Here is a 16,946-nt window from a genome sequence, read left to right on the forward strand (position 1 = left end):
CGCTTACGCTCGCGACTCCGCCACCCGCGCTCGTAGCACCGCGAACAGCCCGTCCCCGTGTCCCTCGCGGACGTCGGGCTCGGCGTCCGCATCGATCGACGCCGGCTCGTCGAACACCGTCTGAAGCCGGTCCTCGACGGTGAACCCCGTATTCTCGAGCACCGCAGTCGCTTCCGCGGCGGTCAGAAACTCCGCATCGGCGTAGAACGGGCTCTCGTCCTTGTGTTCCTGATAAACCTGTCCGACCGGACTCGAGCGATCGAGGACGGCGACGACCAGCGTGCCGTCGTCAGTCAACACGCGCCGCGCCTCCGAGAGCGTCGCCTCGAGGTCGTCGACGAACGACAGGACGGTCACGAACAGGACGAGGTCGACCGCGTCGTCGGCGACGGGCAGCGATTCGGCGACGGCACAGACGGGATCGACGCCGCGCTCGCGAGCGCGGGGAAGCGGCGTCTGGGCCGGGTCGATGCCGATGGGAATCTCGAGCGGGGCGGCGAACCGGCCGGTTCCGACGCCGACCTCCAGGGCGTGTGGGTGATCGGCGTCGCTCCCGCCGGCGGCGTGGCGGTCAGGGAGCGCACGCTCGAGGGCGGTCCGTTCGGCGCGGTAGGCGCCCTCGTTGTGCTCGAACCACTCGTCGTACTCGTCGGCGCGGGTTTCGAAGGGGTCGGTAGTCGGCATCGATCGGCGTTCGGACGCCGGGGAGAAAATAATACGGCCTAATTTCGATTGAATCAGACCGGGGTCGTCAACTAATCAAGCGCTGACAGCTGCCACAGAGGTTCTCCTCCTTGATATCGACCTCGCGGACCGTCGGCGAGAAGTTCATCACGCAGCGGTTGTTGTCGCAGTGCTCGAGACCGTAGGTGTGACCGATCTCGTGGACGATCTCTTTCCGAACCCGGTCCTCGAAGATCTCTTCGGCGCTCTGGTTCGAGAACCCGCCATCGCTCGAGGTTTGCAGGCGGTAGGTCGAAACGACGCTGCCGCTGCCGTCGAGGTAGGCGAGGCCGAAGACGTAGTTGCGCCGGCGGTAGAAGAGGTCGTGGGGCGTGATGGCGATGTTTTTGTCGCCGCGGCCGACCCGTTCGGCCAGTTGAATGAAGGATTCGGCGGAGTACTGGTTCCGGCCGGAGTCGTACGCGCCGTTCGGAACCGACTGCGAGTCGTTGATGGAGACCTCGCAGTCGTAGACCGATCGCAACGCCGAGGAGGCGGCCCGCTTGACCTCCGCAGGGACGTTGCCGACCGGCACGATGTCGACGAGCATGGCAACGGCTATGCGCGCAGAGGCCATAAACGTCCCGCCGTGTCCCACTCTCGCCGCTACTCGGACGCAATGATTGATTACCTCGACGAGTACGACCGGGTGGTCGAGATCGGGATCGGCCGACGGACGGAGCTGGCGGCCGCGCTCGCGAAAGCGGGGGTTTCCGTGACCGCAACCGACATCTACCGGCGCGAGGTGCCCGACGACGTCCGCTTCGTGCAGGACGATATCGTCGACCCCGACCCGTCGATCTACGCCGCTGCCGACGCGATCTACGCTCGAAATCTGCCGCCCGAACTCCACCGGCCGGCCCTCGAGGTCGCCCGCGACGCCGACGCAGCCCTCTACTTTACGACGCTGGGGGGCGATCAGCCCGCGGTGCCGGTCGAACGGAAGACGATCGAGACGGGGACGCTGTACGTGGCTCGCGACAGTCGGTGAGAGCGGCCCACCAGCACCGGCGGCGCTCTCGAGACCACGGTGCGGGTCTTCCAATCGTCGCCGTTCTCGCGCCCGTCCGCGTCCCCTGTCGTCGCTCCGTCGTGTAGCCGCTCTCCACAGTGGTCCGACTCGAGTGCGGCGAGCACCGTCGCGAACGCATCAGGTACCCGGTATCTCATATTTTGATTACGGTCAGTATTTACTATGGATTCCGTCGCGACGTATCCTGCAGATAGAATGACGTCGCGAGAGCAGCGAGAGGCGACTGGCGTCTCGAGACGATCGTACCTCGGCGCGGTCGGGCTGACGCTTGCCGGCGCACCGATGGTCACGGCAGCATCGGGCGGCGAACGCGAGACGGTTACCGTCCCGGAAGAGACGCGCGAAATCGTCCGCGTCGACGACGGCGAAACGCTCGAGAACGTCGAATACGACGCTACGGCCAGCGGCGCGGGCGTGTCGATCGTCGCGATCGGGACGGCGTGGACGATCCGAAACGTCGCCGTTCGCGGGCGGGTCGAGATGGGCGACAACAGCGCGTTCAGCGTGGGCGATACGGGCGGCGGCACGTCCCGCGTAGAAAACGTCTGGCTCGGCGACGGGGACGAGTACCAGCAGAAGGGGGCGACCGGGTTCTGGACCCCGCCGGACCACGACGGCCGGTTGGAGATCGAACGCGTCAACGTGCAGGATCTGTCGGACAACGCCTTCTACTGTTCGCCGCCCGGGAACGAGGGCGGCGGCACCGTCTCGATTCGGGACTGTTACGCTGCGAACTGTCACGTCTCCCACTACCGGCTGGCCGAGGGGACGGTCGAAAACTGCGTCGCGTCCGTGACGGACTCCCGTCCGTATCGGCAGGGACGAGGCGTCTGGGCATGGGCCCCCGGCACGGTCGAGGTCGTCGACTCCGAGATGGATATGAACGGTCACCACTACTCGTTCCGGGCCGGTGCGAACGGCGACGCGAGCGAGATGACGATCACCGATACGGAGTGGGACGACGGGTTCAACGGCGGCTGGACCGAACAATCCGGCAGCACGATCGACTTCGAAACCGGGAACGGCACCGATCCACGGCAGCGGGTTCCGGACGCGTGCCCGGAATCGGTCGACGACGTGTTCGCCTGAGTCGGCGCCACGACCCTGCGTGGCGAGCCCTGCAGTCTGGTCTGCCGGTCGGCTTCGAAACCGACCGCCTTTATTCCGACCGGCCCGTTCGGGGGCGTATGAACGCAGACGCCGTCGTGCTCGACATCGACGGAGTGCTCGTCGACGTCGCCGACTCCTACCGGCGCGCGATCGTCGAGTCCGTCGACTACGTCTACGACCGCACGATCCGCAAGGAAGACATTCAGGGGTTCAAGGACGCGGGCGGATTCAACAACGACTGGGAGCTCACCTACGCCGCCGCCCTCTACGTCCTCGCGACGAGTGAAGGGTACGACGAGTCTATCGACGAGTTTACCGACGCCATCGCCGAGAACGGCGGCGGCCTCGAGGCCGCCGAGTCCGTCGTCCGCGACCGGATCGACGCCCGGGCGACCCAGCGCGTGAAAGAGCGGTGGGACCGCGAGCGGCTGCGCGACGTCTTCCAGCAACTCTACCTCGGTGCGGAGCTCTACCGCGGCCTCGAGGGTGGCGAACCCGACATCGAGACCGAGGGGTTCATCCACGACGAGCCGGTGCTGCTCGAGGCCGACGCCCGCGACGCGTTGCTCGCCGAGTACGACGTCGGCGTTCTGACCGGCCGCCCCGAAGCGGAGGCCGAAATCGCCCTCGAGCGCGTGGGGCTCGAGCAGGAAGTGTCCCTCGAGCACCGGTTTACGATGGACGACTGGGAGGAAGGGAAGCCCCACCCGCGGGCGCTGACGACGCTGGCCGAGCGGTTTGATGCTGAGCGCATCGTCTTCGTCGGGGACACGTTGGACGACGTTCGGACGGCGACCAACGCCGCCGAGGCCGATCGGGAACGGGAGTACTACGGGATCGGCGTGCTCACCGGCGGGTTGACCGGCGAAGAAGGGCGCCGAAAGTACGAGGCCGAAGATGCAGCGGCGGTGCTCGAGTCGATCAACGAACTGCCGGACCTGCTGGCCGAGTAACGCATTCTACTCCTCGTTGGCCTCGTTCGCTTCGTTCGTCTCGTCTGTCTTGCTGGCCCCGTCACCCTTGTTCGTCTCACCCATCTCACTCATCTCGCCCGTTTCGCTCGAGGAGAGCCGCACGAACGTCAGCCAGAAGTTCTCGAACGAGCGGACGAGCTCGACGAACTCGTCGGGTTCGATCGGTTTCTGGACGTAGGCGTTCGCGTGGAGGTCGTACGAGCGGGCGATGTCCTCCTCGGTGTCGGAGCTGGTCATGACGATAACCGGAATCCGCCGAAACGCAGGATCGGACTTGAGTTCGGTCAGGACGTCCTCGCCGCTGACGCCCGGCAAGTGAAAGTCGAGCAGGACGAGATCCGGCCGCGGCCGCTCGACGTGGTCGTTGCGGCGGTGGACGAAATCGAGCGCGTTCGTGCCGTCGGAGACGGTGTGGACGTCGCACGCGATGTTCGCGTCGGCGAACGACTCGTCGAACAGCCGCGCGTCCCCCGGATTCGGCTCGACGAGCAGAATCGTGATCGCGTCCTCGGTCGGCGGCCCTGCCATAGCCGACATTGAGCGGGCAGCCCCAAGAGCTTCGCGGTGCTCACGTCTCGTTTCGGCCGATTCTCGAGAGCGAGACGACTACTGCTCGCTCGAGGCAGCCGTCAGTCGATTCCTCCCGGTCCGGAGGCCCCGTGTTCGGAAAATGACAGAGGACGTTACCGCTCGAGCCCGGGATAGTCTGCGATAATCCCGTCGACGCCGGCCGCGGCGAGTTGGTCGAACTGACCCCACGTCTCGACCGTCCAGACGTTGACCGCGCGGCCGTCCTCGTGGGTCCGCTCGAGCACGTCGATCGCCGGCTCTGCAGCCGGGAAGCCGGCGTACTCCGTCGTCGCTAGCGGGACGCCGGCGACGGCGTTTCGCGGCGGGTGGATCGCCTCGCAGTCGTAGCGGTCGGCGATCGCGAGCCCGGCCTCGAGGTCGTCCCAGACGAGCGGCGCGGCAGCGTACTCGGGCGCAATCTCGCGGAGGGAAGCGAGCGCGCCCTCGCAGAACGACGAGAAGAGCAAGTCGCCGTCGAAGGCGCGACACTCGTCGACGACGCGCTCGACGAACGGTTCCCAGACGTCTCGCCGCGCGTCGCGCTCGTCGGGTGCGAGCGCCTCGCCGAAGCGCAGGTCCGTCGTGCCGGGGTTCTTCAGTTCGACGTTGACGCCGACCGTGTCCGGGAGCGCCTCGAGGAACGCGGCGAGCGTCGGAATCGCCTCGTCGGTGCCCAGAACTCGCGTTTCCTGTAACTTCTCGAGCGGCGTCTCCCAGACGAGGCCGTCGGCGTCGGTGAGCGGCCGGCCGTCGCGGGGACGGGTGCCCTCGAGGTGCTCGTCGTGGATGACGACCGGCGTCCCGCAGGCGGCCGGCTGGACGTCGAGCTCGATCATCGCCGTGTCGTCGCGGTCGGCGGCCCGAACGGCTGCAGCGACGGTGTTCTCGGGGGCGACGCCGGCGTAGCCGCGGTGGGCGATGACGGCGGGCTGGGAATTCGAGGGACGATACATACCGGCACAACGACAGGACGGGTAATGGAACCTGCGTTCGGTTCGGCGGCGTTCGACGAAACGGACGGCGGGAGCGGCGGGGCCGAGACGGTCGGGTGGCGACTCCCGGCCGCCCCTTCAACATCCCGCACGTGGTGGTCGGTCCCGTGACCGATCTCACACTCGAGGACGTCGAACGGCAGTTGAATCGCGCGACCGACCTCGAGACCGAAGAGGCCGTATCCGTCCTCCGGACGGCCCGCGAGGATCTGCGGGCGCTGGACAACGATCCCGACGTGGACGAACAGCGACGGCAGGCGCTCGAGGAACGGCTCGACCAGCGGATTCGCGAGGTGCAAAACAGGGACGCCTACGACAGCGGGTTAGGCGCGTCGATGAATCCTGAGGAGGACGACGCTCCCTGAGGGAAGACGGTCCGTTCCGACCGCGAGGGTGCTCGTAACCTCTACCTACGAGCGGCGAGCGATCGGAGTGGCCGTCCGACTCGAGTAGTCGGACCCAACGCCGCGACCGTCGGAGACCCGCTGCACCCGAAACGGTGGGTTGAGCCGTGAAACGGTAGTCGAGACTTTCAGTCCGATTCGCGGTACCATCCGGTATGCGGGGACCAACTCGACGGCGGGTGCTGCAAGGGATATCGACCGGCGGCGTCGTACTGGGGGCGACGCGCTGGTCGCAGGGAATCGACCGCGGTGCGGCCCGGGCTTCGACCGGGGTGCAGGACACGGGCGGGGACGGGACGCCGACCCTCGAGGTCGACATTATCGAGACGGACGCGCCGGTGTACGCGGGCGAGTTCCTCAACGTGACGACCGCGATCACGAACCACGGCTCGTCGGCCGTGCGGACGACCGTCGAACTCCTCGTCGGGAACGAGCCCAACCGGTTGGGCCGCAGGCAAACGCCGATCGATCCCGGCGAGACGCGGACCGTCAAACAGGGATTCTATACGTACCCTGTGCCGTCGTACGGTGAATTTCCGGTCCGAGTCGAAACTGACGACGGGGCCGACGAGCGAACCGTGTCCGTGATCGGCGCGTCGTCGCTGCCGACCGCGCGGCCGGACCCCGACGTGACGATCGAACCGGGAACCGACGTGCTGTTCGAAGCCGGTGCGATCGACCCGAGCGAGTCGCAGTGGACGGTCTGGTGGCTCGACGGCGAGCAGGTCGCCGGCGGCCCCGGCGGCCCCTGGGACTCGGTCTACTACGGCGTCGCCGAGGCCCACTACTGGCGGCATACGTTCGACTCGCCCGGCACGCACGACGTGGCAGCGGCCGTCCTCCCGCAGGATCGTGCAGGGTCGTACGCGGCCCGCTGGCAGGTCGAGGTGACCGGCGGCGGCCACCGCTCGCCGACGGTCGAGCCCATCCGACCTGATCCGGGGACCGTCCCGGCGGCGAACGGCGAACCGACGACGTTCGAACTCGAGGCGACCGACCCGGACGGCGGCCTCGATCGGGTCGTCTGGTGGCTCACGCAGTCGGACGTGATTCTCGACGTGACCGAACTCGAGGGGCGGACGGACACGGCGCAGTTGACGACCGATTCGGGCTGTCACACCTGTCAGATCATTCCCTGGGTGATCTGCGAGGACGGGACGGTCGCATCGCTGGACTCGCACTGGCAGTTCGAGCGGGGCGACCGCGGTGACGGCGGTGACGACGACGATACTGGCGACGGTGACGACGGGAGCGACGGTGACAACGGATCCGGCGACGGCGCCGAACTCGAGCTCTCGATCCGCACCACGAACTCGCCGGTCGACGCCGGCGAGTACCTCGAGGTGATCGTCGACATCACGAACACCGGCTCCGAAACCGGCCGGCAGACGCTCGAACTGATCGTCGGCCACGATCCGAAGAAGCTCGATACCCAGGACGTGGTCGTCGAACCGGGCGAGACGGGCGCGGCGACCCTGGGATTCGAGACGTATCCGACGAAGCAGGACGAGCAGTTCCCGGTTCGCGTTCGCGGGGCGGACGATACTGCCGTGGTCTCGGTGCAAGTCTTCGCCAAATAACGAGACAGGTCACCCGCACCACCGCCAACAGACGCGGTCGATCACCCGGTTTTATTCCGATTTCGCTCGCAGGGGCGCGTATGCGAATCGCACTACTCGGCGGCACCGGCGACATCGGCGAAGGGCTCGCGCTCCGGTTCGGACGGGATACCGACCACGAGGTGCTCGTCGGCTCCCGCGATCCCGAACGCGCCCGGGACGCGGTCGCCGACTACGAGGACACCCTCGAGGACCACGGCGCCGAGGCCTCCATCAAGGGTTTTGTCAACGAGATGGTCACCGACCGCGCCGACGTCGTGGTGCTCGCAGTCCCGCCCTACCACGTCGGCGACACGATCGAGTCGGTCGCGGACGCACTCGACGACGACACGATCCTCGTCACGCCGGCAGTCGCCATGAAAGGCGACGAGGGCGGAATGCAGTTCCACCCGCCGTCGGCTGGCAGCACGACCGAGCTCGTCGCCCAGCGCGCACCCGACGGCGTTCCGGTCGTCGGCGCGTACCACAACCTCCCGGCCGGTCCGCTCGCCGACCTCGAGGCGGACATCGACTACGATACGCCGGTCGTCGGGACCGATCGGGACGCGGTCCGGACCGTCGTCGATCTCACCAACGAAATCGAGGGGCTCCGCGCGCTCGAGGCGGGGCCGCTGTCGAACGCCGCGGCGATCGAGAGCCTCACGGCGCTGACGATCACGCTCACCATGCACAACGACGCCCAGGATCTCGGCGTGAAGTGGCAGGAGTGACGCTCGCCGTTCCGGCCGCTACGGCGTGGCGAAAACGGAGAGAAATGATGGAGACGACCGGGATCGAACCCGGCGTCTCGGTGTCGGCGACCCGATAGTTACAGTTGCTACAGCCTACAGCCTACGCGCCGGCGGACTCGAGGGCGTCCTCGAGGTCTTCGCGCTGGGTGACGCCGACGAAGCGCTCGACGATGCCGTCGTCGTTTTCGATGATCAGCGTCGGCAGCGAGCGGACCTGATACTCGTTGGCCAGATCCTGTTGTTCGTCGACGTTTACCTTCTCGACTTCGAAGCGGCCCTCCCAGTCCTCCTCGAGTTCCTCGAGGATCGGATCCTGGGTCTTGCAGGGGCCACACCAGTCCGCGTAGAAGTCCTTGAGCGTGACAGTCATGCGGTTCAGCGCTAGTTGCCACGCGCGGCGCATAAGGGTTTCCCAGTCGCGCGGGCTTGCCGCAATCTCGGTGCAGACGGCTCGAGGCGGTGTCGCTGACGGGCTGGTGAGAGCGCGGTGCCGGACGAAAGATTTAGTTCCGGGCGACCGTATGACCGCACATGGATAAGGGACAGAACTCCGGCGGCTTGATGTCCAGTGCGGGACTCGTCCGGTACTTCGACTCGGAGGACTCGAACGCGATCAAAATCAACCCCAAGACGGTCATCGCGACCGGCGTACTGCTCGGCGTTCTCGTACAGCTGCTGACCTTCGTCGCGTAAGCGACCCCTTCGCTCTCGGTGCTCGATTCTTCGCACCGGCACGAGTAGTCACGTACCTGTAGCGGTGAGTTCGTCACAGAGACGAAACGGCGGGCGCTGACGCGGACGCGACCTTTTTGAGACCACCGTCCCTACGGGCGCGCATGTCACTGACCGCCGGCGTCGTCGCCGTCCAGGGCGACGTCGAAGAACACGCGGACGCCATCGAACGGGCAGCGCGAGCCCGCGGGCACGAGGTCACCGTCCACGAAATTCGGGAATCGGGAATCGTCCCCGACTGCGACCTGCTCGCGATGCCCGGCGGCGAGTCCACGACCATCTCGCGGCTCGTCCACAGCGAGGGGATCGCCGCCGAGATTCGGGACCACGTCGCCGCGGGCAAACCCTTGCTCGCCACCTGTGCCGGGCTGATCGTCGCCTCGAGCGATCCGAACGACGACCGGGTCGACGAACTGGGTTTGCTCGACGTGGCGGTCGAGCGCAACGCCTTCGGTCGGCAGAAAGACAGCTTCGAGGCGCCCCTCGAGGTCGACGGCCTCGCGGACGACGAGCCGTATCCGGCGGTGTTCATTCGCGCGCCGGCGATCGCCGACATCGAAAGCGGGGACGCCGAAGTGCTCGCAACGTGGGACGGCCGCCCGGTTGCGGTCCGACAGGGCTCCGTCGTCGGCACCGCCTTCCACCCCGAACTGACCCCCGACAGCCGGCTTCACGGGCTGGCCTTCTTCAAGAACGAAGCGGCGTCAGTACCGAGCCTCGAGGCCGAAGAGCCGGCGACGGACCCCGCGTAACGCTGGCAGTCGTCGCAGCGAGTGCGTCTGGGCGCGTCGTCGCGCTGTGTGCATGCATTCGCGACCGGACATGTTTTCTCCCTCGCACGCCTCGAGTGAGGTATGCACGCATCAATCGACGCGGTCCGCGTCGCAGGGACCCAACAGGGGCCGGTCCCGGTCGTCGTCCTGAGCGTCGACGACGAGGACGACGTCGTCCCTATCTTCATCGGGTTCAACGAGGCGACCAGCATCGCTCGGGGCCTCGAGGCCGAGGACATCGGGCGGCCGCTGACTCACGACCTCCTGCTGGACGTGATGGAGGAGTTAGGCAGTCGGATCGACCGCGTCGTCGTCAGCGAGATCGAGGAGCGCGACGGCGGGCAGGGTGGCACCTACATCGCGGATCTGCACCTCGAGACGCCCCGCGGAGAGACGGTCGTCGACGCCCGGCCGAGCGATTCGCTGGCCCTCGCGGCGCGGACGAACGCCGAAATCGAGGTCACCGAGGAAGTCTTCGAGAACGGCCGAGACGACAGCGACAAGTTCGAGCAATTAGAAGACATCCGCAACGTCGCCGGTGAGATGTAGATGGACGACACACTCGAGGACCTGTTCGCCGTGATCGAGGATCGCAAGGAAACGCTGCCCGAAGACTCCTACACCGCGTCGCTCTTTACCCACGAGAAGGGCGAAAACGCCGTGCTGGAGAAACTCGGCGAGGAGACGACGGAACTCGTGCTGGCCGCGAAGGACGACGACCGCGAGGAAATCGCCTACGAAGCCGCCGACATCGTCTATCACCTGCTCGTTTTGCTCTCGATGAAGGAGATGGACCTCGCGGACCTCGAGGCCGAACTGGAGTCGCGACGGTAGTCAACGGCTGGTCCAGCGTGCTCGGAGCCGAGGTGGACACCGGCTCGGTCCTTGCAAACGTCCGTATCGGTTTGATTGTGACGGGCAGTGTCGCTTCCCGTGATGGCACTGCAACAACTCGAGCACGCGGACGATCACATGCAAGAGTGTATCGACAACTGCCTCGAAGCGGCCCAGGTCTGTGAGTGGTGTGCGGACGCCTGCGCCGGCGAGGGCGAAGACATGGCTCGCTGTATCCGGCTCTGCCGGGACGTGGCCGATATCGCGTCGCTGCACGCGCGGTTCATGGCCCGCAACTCGGGCTACCATCAAGAGCTGGGCGAACTCTGTGCGGACCTCTGCGAGGAGTGCGCCGAGGAGTGCGAACAGCACGACCACGACCACTGTCAGGCCTGCGCCGAGATCCTCCCGAAGTGCGCCGAAAGCTGTCGGGAGATGGCGTCGGCCTGATTCGATGTGCGATCCGCGATCCGAAACCAGCGATCGGTGACCGTTCCGTCCGCCGTATTCGCGGCACTCCGGTGTCGAGATGATAGAGACTATCGTGCGAAGTGTTGACGCGACCATCGCGCGGCCGTACTCTTTTATGCGCAGAGGGGTTCCCTTCGGTTACGATTCCACCGAGACCGATCATTCGCACCCGGTCGGCTACCCGACCGCGTGAGCGCGGTCGAACCAGTGCAGATCACCCTCACCTTCACCCTACCCGCATCTATCGCTATGAGTGAAACCAGCCGGAACCCCGACGGCGAAGAGCCCTCAGTGCTCGAAAACGAGTTCGAACCGCCGAGCGACCGAACTGAGTTCCCCGACTTCCGCGGTCCTGTCGCGCCGCTCGAGGGCCACGAGACGGTCGACCACTTCGGACTGATCTACGAGACCCAAGCCGAACGGCTCGCGGCGGTCGTCCCCTACATCGCACAGGGCCTCGAGCGCGGCGAGCGGTGCATGTACATCCGCGCGGACAGTTCGCGCGAAGCGGTGCTCGAGGCGCTGCGAAACGACGGGATCGACGTCGACGCCGCACTCGAGTCGGGACAACTCTCCGTCCACCCCGCCGCGGAGACGTATCTCGACGGCGGCGCGTTCGATGTCGACGAGGGGTACGACCGCCTCGAGCGCGCCAAGGAAGCGGCGCACGCGGAGTACGAGGGATTCCGCGTGACCGCCGAGGAGACGTGGCTCGTCGACGACGAGCACGCTCAGGAGGCGTTCATGAGCTGCGAGGCCCACGTGAACGACCTCGTCGACGGCGAGGAGAGCATGGCCCTGTGTCAGTACGACCGCACCGAGCTGCCCCCGGACGTCATCGAGGACGTCATCCGGACCCACCCCTATCTCATCTACGACGGAACGGTCTGCCAGAACGTCTTCTACACGCCGCCCGAGGAGTACTTCGGTCCCGACCGCCCCGCGAGGGAGAACGAACGCAAACTGCGGACGCTCGTCGATCGCACCGACGCGGAGGCGGCCCTCGAAACCGAGGAGTGGGCCCAGCGGCAGTTGTACGCGATCGCCGCGGATCCACACCGGTCGTTCGAGGAGAAGATCGACGACCTCCTCGCGTTCGGGCGCGAGGTGTTCGACCTCGAGATCGGCGGCATGGCCCGCGTCGATCCGGCGGCCGATTACTACCGGATCGAAGCGATCAGCGGCAGCCCCGACGGGCTGGAGGCAGGCACGGAGATTCCGCTATCGGACACCTACTGTCGCGAAGTCGTCCAGAACGGCCCGACCGACACCGTTCCGATGCCGACCGAACTGTCGACGGTCACCGGCGAACTTCCGGAGTCGAAGGTCCGTCGGTCAGACGACGTCCAGGCGTATCTCGGCACCTGCGTCCCGATCGAGGGCGATCTCGACCGGACGTTCTTCTTCACCTCCTCGGATCCGTCGGACGGGGCGTTCTCCGATCGAGAGCGGACCTTCCTGCGGTTGATGGGCCAGTGGGTCAAGTACGAATTCGAGCAACGCCGCCACGAGCGGCTCCTGCGGGACCTCTACGAAACGATCGCCGATCCGCAGGCGTCGTTCGGCGAGAAGGTCGAGGGGCTGCTCGAACTCGGGAGCGAGCGGTTCGGGCTCGATATCGGCTACTTCACACAGACCGACGACGACGAGACGTTCGAGATCATTGCCGCGGTCGGCGATCACGACGAGATCCGGGCGGGCGTCAGGGACACGCTGCGTGACACGTACTGCGAGAAGCTCCTCGCGTCGCCGGGACCGATCTCCGTGACCGACGCGGCCGAGGTCGGCTGGACCGACGACCGCGCCTACGAGCGGTTCGGCCTCGACGCCTACTTCGCGACGACCGTTCACGCCGGCGGCGAGGAGTACGGGACGCTGTGTTTCGCTTCCGAATCGCCGCGCGACCGGACCTACAGCGACAGCGAGCGCACGTTCCTCGACCTGATGGGACAGTGGCTGGGCTACGAACTCGAGCAGCGCCGGCGCGTCCGCTACCTGCAGGAGAGCTACGAGATTACGTCCGATCCCGCGCTCTCGTTCGACGAGAAGCTCGAGCGGTTGCTCGAACTGGGCCGCGAACGGTTCGGCCTCGAGATGGGCGGGCTCAACCACCTGCCCTCGTGGGACGGTGCGTTCCGGCTCGAGAAGGGCGTCGGCCTCGACGTCGCGTCCGACGAGGAGCTGGGGACCGATCCGGGAGCGGGCTGCTTCTGTCGTCGAACCATCGCGTCCGACGAGCCGGTCGATACGACCGACGCGCGCGAAAGCGGCTGGACGCGCGACGAGATCTATCGGGAGTTCGGGCTGACGAGCTACCTGGGAACGAAGGTATCGACCGGCTCGTCGCCGTACGGGACGCTCTGGTTCGGGAGCACGGATCCCCGCGACCGCCCCTTCACGGACGACGAACGGACGTTCGTCGAGCTGATCGGCCAGTGGATCGGCTACGAGATCGAACGGCGGAAACACAGACGATCGCAGGAGAAGCTGTACGAGATCACCGCCGACAGCGATCTCTCGTTCGACGAGAAGGCCGAGCGCCTGCTCGATCTAGGTCGCGAGCAGTTCGACCTCGATATGGGATTCCTCCTCGAGAAGGAAGGCGACGCGTTCCGCGTCGTGAAGACCGAAGGGACGGACCTCGAAGAGGGGTCCGCGCGACTCTCGGCGAACCCCGGCAACTACTGCAAGCAGACGATCACGGTCGAGACGCCCGTCGGCGTCGAGGACGTCGAAGCGGTCGGCTGGGACGACGACCCGCTTCACCGAGAGTACGGGCTGGGCTGTTACCTCGGGACGAGGGTGACCGACGGCGACGGCGTCTACGGATCGGTGTGTTTCTCCGATAGCAGCGCCCAGGACCGAGATTTCACCGACGCCGACTACGCCTTTCTCGACCTGATCGGCCAGTGGCTCAGCTACGAACTCGAGCGCGACGAGCGCGAGCGGCGACTCGAGCGGTCCAACGACCGCCTCGAGGAGTCGAACAAGCGCTTAGAGCAGTTCGCCTACGCGGCTTCCCACGACCTCCAGGAACCCCTACGGATGGTTTCGAGCTACCTGCAACTGCTCGAGTCGCGGTACGAGGACGCGCTCGACGAGGAGGGAACGGAGTTCCTCGGGTTCGCCGTCGACGGCGCCGACCGCATGCGTGAGATGATCGGGGCCCTACTCCAGTACTCCCGCGTGGAAACGCAGGGCGACCCGCTCGAGCCGGTCGATCTCGAGGACGTCTTCGAGGGCGTCCGGGAGGATCTCCGCGTGCAGATCGAGGAAGCCGACGCGGAGATCACAGTCGGTTCGCTCCCGCGGGTACGGGGCGACGCCAGCCAGTTGCGCCAGGTGTTCCAGAACTTGCTGTCGAACGCGATCACCTACAGCGGGGACGAGCCGCCCCGGATCCGCGTTCGCGCCGAGAAGCGGGGACGGAAGCGCGCGATCGCGGTCGAAGACGACGGGATCGGTATTCCGCCCGACGAACAGGACCGCATCTTCGATATCTTCGATCGGCTCCACAGCCGCGAGGAGTACGACGGGACCGGCATCGGGCTGGCGCTCTGTGAACGGATCGTCGAGCGCCACGGCGGCGAGATCTGGGTCGACTCGGAACCCGGCGAGGGCGCGACGTTCTCGTTTACGCTCCGGCAGCCTCGGAGTTCCGAGAGCGGCGAAAGCAGCGCATGACCGATCGCCTCGAGGCAGGGACGGCCGGTCGACCGACGAAACCGGCAGCTACCGAGCCGAGACCGGGATACTGAGCACCGATCGCGACGCCGACGCAGCCCGATCAGTCTTCGTCCCAGTAGTACACCTCCGCACTCGAGTCCGCACACCCCGGACACTCCGTCGGGAGGCGGTCTCGCATGCGGCCCGTCTCCCCGCACGCGCCGCACCGCCACGTCAGGTGGACCTGAGTCGAGGGATCCCGCGGCGTGCCGATCGGCAGTTCGGTCTCCGCTTTGCTCCGGAGTTCGCCGTCGGTGGACGTGTAGCCGGTTGCGGATCGCATCACGGCTCGAGCTACGGCGCACGGTGTGTTAAAGAATGTCACAGGATTTCTGACTCGAGCGCTCGAGAATGGACGGCAACGATCGAAACGGCGGGCGTCAGTATCGCTGTCCGCCCGTCGTGCGCCCGGATTCGGCGCCGGAGTTGAGCGCGCCGCCGACGGCCCCGGCGACCGCGCTCTCGAGGGCCATGACGAGCGAGACGGCGACGGCGAACGCGAAGATGCCCAGGCCGACGGTGCCGGAAACCGCGCCCCCGACGGGGCCGAGCGCGAGGCCGGCGATGCCGACCGCGACGCCGATGAGCAGGCCGCCGATGATCCCGCCGAGCGCGCCGGCGAGCAGACCGTGCCAGAAGCCGCTCCCGATCCCCCCGCCGGCCATGTAGCCGGCGACGAGGCCGCCGATCAACCCCGCCGCGAGCTGGCCGACGCCCGGCAGGGCCAACCCGAGGATTCCGAGGACGGTCGCGACGACGAATCCGACGAAGACCGCGCGCCAGTTTGTCATAGCCCACCGTAGGGCGTCGGGAGGGATAAGCTGACGGCGGCCAACGGACGCCCTTTTATGGGCGCGGGTCATAGCGACGGGCATGATTTTCGAAGACCTTCCGACGACGCCCACGTCGGAAGAGTTGATCGACAAAGCGTTTTCGCGGGCAGCGCGGGCCGGCAAGGCCAAAGGCGGCCTCGAGGCCCAGCAGTCGATGCTGCAGACGGCGGCCAACATCATCTCCGACAACCTCGAGAACGTCGTCACGGCCTGGCCGGACTTCGAGTACGAGGACGACGTCCACCCGTTCTACTACGAACTGGCGGACGCGATCGTCGACGTCGACCAGTTGCGACAGAGCCTCTCGGAAGTGATGTGGGCCAGCCGCAAAGCCCGCGAGATTCACGAGGAGTACCAGCCCCGGCTGCGAAAAACGGACGTAGACACCGCGCGCAAGCACCGCAAACAGGCGTTCGCCCGCCTGGCGGACATCGTCGAGCAGATCGACGACGACCTGCTGTATATCAACAAGTCGCGCAACGATCTCCGGGACCTGCCCGATATCGACCCCGAGGAGCCGACGATCGTCGTCGCCGGCTACCCCAACGTCGGCAAGTCGTCGTTCGTCAACGGTATCACGAGCGCCCGCGGCGAGACGGCCTCGTATCCGTTCACGACGAAGGGAATCGGCGTCGGCCACTTCGAGCGCGACCACATCCGCTACCAGATCGTCGACACGCCGGGGCTGCTCGACCGCCCGCCGGAAGAGCGCAACGAGATCGAATCGCAGGCGGTCAGCGCCATCGAGCACCTCGCGGACTGCATGCTCGTCATGATCGACCCCAGCGGCGAATGTGGCTATCCGCTGGCCTCGCAACTCGAGTTGCGCGATTCGATCGCAGGCCAGTTCGAGGAGGTCCCCGTGCTCACCGTCGCGAACAAGGCCGATCGACGAGAGGTCTGGGACGATACCGCGAGCGACGAGATGGACGCCGACTACACCATGAGCGTCGAGACCGGCGAGAACGTCGAGACGGTCCTCGACGCGGCGATCGAGGCGGTCGACTACGAGCCGGAGCTCCCGTTCGAGGAATGAGCGTTCGCAGGCGGGATACGGACTCAAGTTCGGAGGCGAGACCGTGACGCGACTCGGCCTGTTCGACATGCTCCAGTACGCCGCGGGGCTCTCGATGGCCGGCCCGATGTTCGTCGTCGGGTTCGAGTTCGTCCGCACCGGCCGGCTCGTCGGCGGCGTCGGCTTCCTCGCGCTCGGTGCGGTCGCACTGTACTTCCCGACGTACCTCGTCAAGCGGATCGGCGGCCCGCGAACGTGGCTCCGACGTCGACTCGGACGGGTTCGGACGAGCGGCGACTCGAGCGCGGGCGAGTCGGAAACCGGGACAAACGCGAGTTCGGATACACCCACAACGACGAGTCTCCTCGAGCGCATTCGCCGCCGATAACGACCTCTCCGCTCGAGC

At 66.7% G+C, this 16,946-nt stretch carries 22 protein-coding genes; 15 read left to right on the plus strand and 7 right to left on the minus strand.

The window, feature by feature from the left end; translation table 11 throughout:
- Positions 1–3: 3 nt before the first annotated feature.
- Together ATJ93_RS13670 and ATJ93_RS13675 are read right to left on the minus strand one after the other, a co-directional pair.
- Positions 4–684 carry a class I SAM-dependent methyltransferase gene (locus ATJ93_RS13670; protein WP_120245158.1) on the minus strand — a complete coding sequence of 227 codons (681 nt, stop codon included), beginning with the start codon at positions 682–684 and terminating at the stop codon, positions 4–6.
- 67 nt (positions 685–751) lie between these two features.
- Complete coding sequence (locus tag ATJ93_RS13675) at positions 752–1,273, minus strand: archaemetzincin family Zn-dependent metalloprotease (protein ID WP_120245159.1); 522 nt, start codon at positions 1,271–1,273, stop codon at positions 752–754.
- Positions 1,274–1,312: 39 nt separating this feature from the next.
- On the opposite strand from ATJ93_RS13675, the gene ATJ93_RS13680 reads away from it, so the two are divergent.
- The 3 genes from ATJ93_RS13680 to ATJ93_RS13690 all read left to right on the plus strand — a co-directional run bounded on the left by ATJ93_RS13680 (position 1,313) and on the right by ATJ93_RS13690 (position 3,819).
- Positions 1,313–1,714 carry a UPF0146 family protein gene (locus ATJ93_RS13680; protein ID WP_281271557.1) on the plus strand — a complete coding sequence of 134 codons (402 nt, stop codon included), beginning with the start codon at positions 1,313–1,315 and terminating at the stop codon, positions 1,712–1,714.
- A gap of 237 nt (positions 1,715–1,951) precedes the next feature.
- Positions 1,952–2,845, plus strand: a complete 894-nt coding sequence (locus ATJ93_RS13685; RefSeq protein WP_120245161.1) for a hypothetical protein — start codon at positions 1,952–1,954, stop codon at positions 2,843–2,845.
- Positions 2,846–2,943: 98 nt separating this feature from the next.
- Positions 2,944–3,819, plus strand: coding sequence for a TIGR01548 family HAD-type hydrolase (locus ATJ93_RS13690; protein ID WP_120245162.1), 876 nt, complete (start codon positions 2,944–2,946; stop codon positions 3,817–3,819).
- Positions 3,820–3,825: 6 nt separating this feature from the next.
- On the opposite strand, the gene ATJ93_RS13695 is transcribed toward ATJ93_RS13690, so the two are convergent.
- On the minus strand, positions 3,826–4,377 hold the full coding sequence (locus tag ATJ93_RS13695; RefSeq protein ID WP_394338797.1) for a response regulator: 552 nt from the start codon (positions 4,375–4,377) through the stop codon (positions 3,826–3,828).
- Between the two features lie 146 nt (positions 4,378–4,523).
- Positions 4,524–5,363, minus strand: a complete 840-nt coding sequence (locus ATJ93_RS13700) for a glycerophosphodiester phosphodiesterase (protein WP_120245163.1) — start codon at positions 5,361–5,363, stop codon at positions 4,524–4,526.
- A gap of 24 nt (positions 5,364–5,387) precedes the next feature.
- On the opposite strand from ATJ93_RS13700, the gene ATJ93_RS24360 reads away from it, so the two are divergent.
- The 4 genes from ATJ93_RS24360 to npdG all read left to right on the plus strand — a co-directional run bounded on the left by ATJ93_RS24360 (position 5,388) and on the right by npdG (position 8,135).
- Positions 5,388–5,513, plus strand: a complete 126-nt coding sequence (locus ATJ93_RS24360; protein ID WP_281271558.1) for a hypothetical protein — start codon at positions 5,388–5,390, stop codon at positions 5,511–5,513.
- Positions 5,510–5,767 (plus strand): hypothetical protein, encoded by a 258-nt coding sequence (locus ATJ93_RS13705; protein WP_120245164.1) that lies wholly within the window; start codon positions 5,510–5,512, stop codon positions 5,765–5,767. Before ATJ93_RS24360 ends, ATJ93_RS13705 begins: the two co-directional genes overlap by 4 nt.
- A gap of 194 nt (positions 5,768–5,961) precedes the next feature.
- The gene (locus ATJ93_RS13710; RefSeq protein WP_120245165.1) at positions 5,962–7,386 is read left to right on the plus strand and encodes a hypothetical protein; all 1,425 of its coding nucleotides are present in this window, start codon (positions 5,962–5,964) and stop codon (positions 7,384–7,386) included.
- A gap of 80 nt (positions 7,387–7,466) precedes the next feature.
- Complete coding sequence (gene npdG, locus ATJ93_RS13715) at positions 7,467–8,135, plus strand: NADPH-dependent F420 reductase (protein WP_120245166.1); 669 nt, start codon at positions 7,467–7,469, stop codon at positions 8,133–8,135.
- Between the two features lie 121 nt (positions 8,136–8,256).
- Here npdG and ATJ93_RS13720 read toward each other — a convergent pair whose 3' ends face one another.
- Positions 8,257–8,559 (minus strand): thioredoxin family protein, encoded by a 303-nt coding sequence (locus ATJ93_RS13720; protein WP_120245167.1) that lies wholly within the window; start codon positions 8,557–8,559, stop codon positions 8,257–8,259.
- A 128-nt stretch (positions 8,560–8,687) separates the two neighbouring features.
- Here ATJ93_RS13720 and ATJ93_RS13725 point away from each other — a divergent pair, with 128 nt between their 5' ends.
- The 6 genes from ATJ93_RS13725 to ATJ93_RS13750 all read left to right on the plus strand — a co-directional run bounded on the left by ATJ93_RS13725 (position 8,688) and on the right by ATJ93_RS13750 (position 14,650).
- Positions 8,688–8,849: a preprotein translocase subunit Sec61beta gene (locus ATJ93_RS13725; protein WP_120245168.1), complete on the plus strand. Its 162-nt coding sequence runs from the start codon at positions 8,688–8,690 to the stop codon at positions 8,847–8,849.
- Between the two features lie 143 nt (positions 8,850–8,992).
- Positions 8,993–9,640, plus strand: coding sequence for a pyridoxal 5'-phosphate synthase glutaminase subunit PdxT (gene pdxT, locus ATJ93_RS13730; protein WP_120245169.1), 648 nt, complete (start codon positions 8,993–8,995; stop codon positions 9,638–9,640).
- A gap of 102 nt (positions 9,641–9,742) precedes the next feature.
- Positions 9,743–10,210 (plus strand): bifunctional nuclease family protein, encoded by a 468-nt coding sequence (locus ATJ93_RS13735; protein WP_120245170.1) that lies wholly within the window; start codon positions 9,743–9,745, stop codon positions 10,208–10,210.
- A complete protein-coding gene (gene hisE, locus ATJ93_RS13740; RefSeq protein WP_120245171.1) occupies positions 10,211–10,495 on the plus strand; it encodes a phosphoribosyl-ATP diphosphatase in 285 nt (94 codons plus the stop codon).
- 102 nt (positions 10,496–10,597) lie between these two features.
- Positions 10,598–10,945 (plus strand): four-helix bundle copper-binding protein, encoded by a 348-nt coding sequence (locus tag ATJ93_RS13745; RefSeq protein WP_120245172.1) that lies wholly within the window; start codon positions 10,598–10,600, stop codon positions 10,943–10,945.
- A 270-nt stretch (positions 10,946–11,215) separates the two neighbouring features.
- Complete coding sequence (locus tag ATJ93_RS13750; RefSeq protein ID WP_120245173.1) at positions 11,216–14,650, plus strand: MEDS domain-containing protein; 3,435 nt, start codon at positions 11,216–11,218, stop codon at positions 14,648–14,650.
- A 103-nt stretch (positions 14,651–14,753) separates the two neighbouring features.
- Here ATJ93_RS13750 and ATJ93_RS13755 read toward each other — a convergent pair whose 3' ends face one another.
- On the minus strand, positions 14,754–14,975 hold the full coding sequence (locus tag ATJ93_RS13755) for a DUF7130 family rubredoxin-like protein (RefSeq protein ID WP_120245174.1): 222 nt from the start codon (positions 14,973–14,975) through the stop codon (positions 14,754–14,756).
- Between the two features lie 97 nt (positions 14,976–15,072).
- Entirely contained in the window at positions 15,073–15,483 is a 411-nt protein-coding gene (locus ATJ93_RS13760; RefSeq protein ID WP_120245175.1) for a DUF5518 domain-containing protein, read from the minus strand.
- Between the two features lie 82 nt (positions 15,484–15,565).
- On the opposite strand from ATJ93_RS13760, the gene ATJ93_RS13765 reads away from it, so the two are divergent.
- A complete protein-coding gene (locus ATJ93_RS13765; RefSeq protein ID WP_120245176.1) occupies positions 15,566–16,561 on the plus strand; it encodes an NOG1 family protein in 996 nt (331 codons plus the stop codon).
- A 67-nt stretch (positions 16,562–16,628) separates the two neighbouring features.
- Positions 16,629–16,928, plus strand: a complete 300-nt coding sequence (locus tag ATJ93_RS13770) for a hypothetical protein (protein ID WP_394338800.1) — start codon at positions 16,629–16,631, stop codon at positions 16,926–16,928.
- Positions 16,929–16,946 lie beyond the last annotated feature (18 nt).

The sequence above is a fragment of the Halopiger aswanensis genome (genome assembly GCF_003610195.1).
In the GTDB taxonomy this organism is placed as follows: domain Archaea; phylum Halobacteriota; class Halobacteria; order Halobacteriales; family Natrialbaceae; genus Halopiger; species Halopiger aswanensis.

Bases quoted from the DNA above. Each gene is read 5' to 3' on its own strand.
- ATJ93_RS13670 (WP_120245158.1), bottom strand. From the start codon at position 684: ATGCCGACTACCGACCCCTTCGAAACCCGCGCCGACGAGTACGACGAG.
- ATJ93_RS13675 (WP_120245159.1), bottom strand. From the start codon at position 1,273: ATGCTCGTCGACATCGTGCCGGTCGGCAACGTCCCTGCGGAGGTCAAG.
- ATJ93_RS13685 (WP_120245161.1), top strand. From the start codon at position 1,952: ATGACGTCGCGAGAGCAGCGAGAGGCGACTGGCGTCTCGAGACGATCG.
- ATJ93_RS13690 (WP_120245162.1), top strand. From the start codon at position 2,944: ATGAACGCAGACGCCGTCGTGCTCGACATCGACGGAGTGCTCGTCGAC.
- ATJ93_RS13695 (WP_394338797.1), bottom strand. From the start codon at position 4,377: ATGTCGGCTATGGCAGGGCCGCCGACCGAGGACGCGATCACGATTCTG.
- ATJ93_RS13700 (WP_120245163.1), bottom strand. From the start codon at position 5,363: ATGTATCGTCCCTCGAATTCCCAGCCCGCCGTCATCGCCCACCGCGGC.
- ATJ93_RS24360 (WP_281271558.1), top strand. From the start codon at position 5,388: ATGGAACCTGCGTTCGGTTCGGCGGCGTTCGACGAAACGGACGGCGGG.
- ATJ93_RS13710 (WP_120245165.1), top strand. From the start codon at position 5,962: ATGCGGGGACCAACTCGACGGCGGGTGCTGCAAGGGATATCGACCGGC.
- npdG (WP_120245166.1), top strand. From the start codon at position 7,467: ATGCGAATCGCACTACTCGGCGGCACCGGCGACATCGGCGAAGGGCTC.
- ATJ93_RS13720 (WP_120245167.1), bottom strand. From the start codon at position 8,559: ATGCGCCGCGCGTGGCAACTAGCGCTGAACCGCATGACTGTCACGCTC.
- ATJ93_RS13725 (WP_120245168.1), top strand. From the start codon at position 8,688: ATGGATAAGGGACAGAACTCCGGCGGCTTGATGTCCAGTGCGGGACTC.
- pdxT (WP_120245169.1), top strand. From the start codon at position 8,993: ATGTCACTGACCGCCGGCGTCGTCGCCGTCCAGGGCGACGTCGAAGAA.
- ATJ93_RS13735 (WP_120245170.1), top strand. From the start codon at position 9,743: ATGCACGCATCAATCGACGCGGTCCGCGTCGCAGGGACCCAACAGGGG.
- hisE (WP_120245171.1), top strand. From the start codon at position 10,211: ATGGACGACACACTCGAGGACCTGTTCGCCGTGATCGAGGATCGCAAG.
- ATJ93_RS13745 (WP_120245172.1), top strand. From the start codon at position 10,598: ATGGCACTGCAACAACTCGAGCACGCGGACGATCACATGCAAGAGTGT.
- ATJ93_RS13750 (WP_120245173.1), top strand. From the start codon at position 11,216: ATGAGTGAAACCAGCCGGAACCCCGACGGCGAAGAGCCCTCAGTGCTC.
- ATJ93_RS13755 (WP_120245174.1), bottom strand. From the start codon at position 14,975: ATGCGATCCGCAACCGGCTACACGTCCACCGACGGCGAACTCCGGAGC.
- ATJ93_RS13760 (WP_120245175.1), bottom strand. From the start codon at position 15,483: ATGACAAACTGGCGCGCGGTCTTCGTCGGATTCGTCGTCGCGACCGTC.
- ATJ93_RS13765 (WP_120245176.1), top strand. From the start codon at position 15,566: ATGATTTTCGAAGACCTTCCGACGACGCCCACGTCGGAAGAGTTGATC.
- ATJ93_RS13770 (WP_394338800.1), top strand. From the start codon at position 16,629: ATGCTCCAGTACGCCGCGGGGCTCTCGATGGCCGGCCCGATGTTCGTC.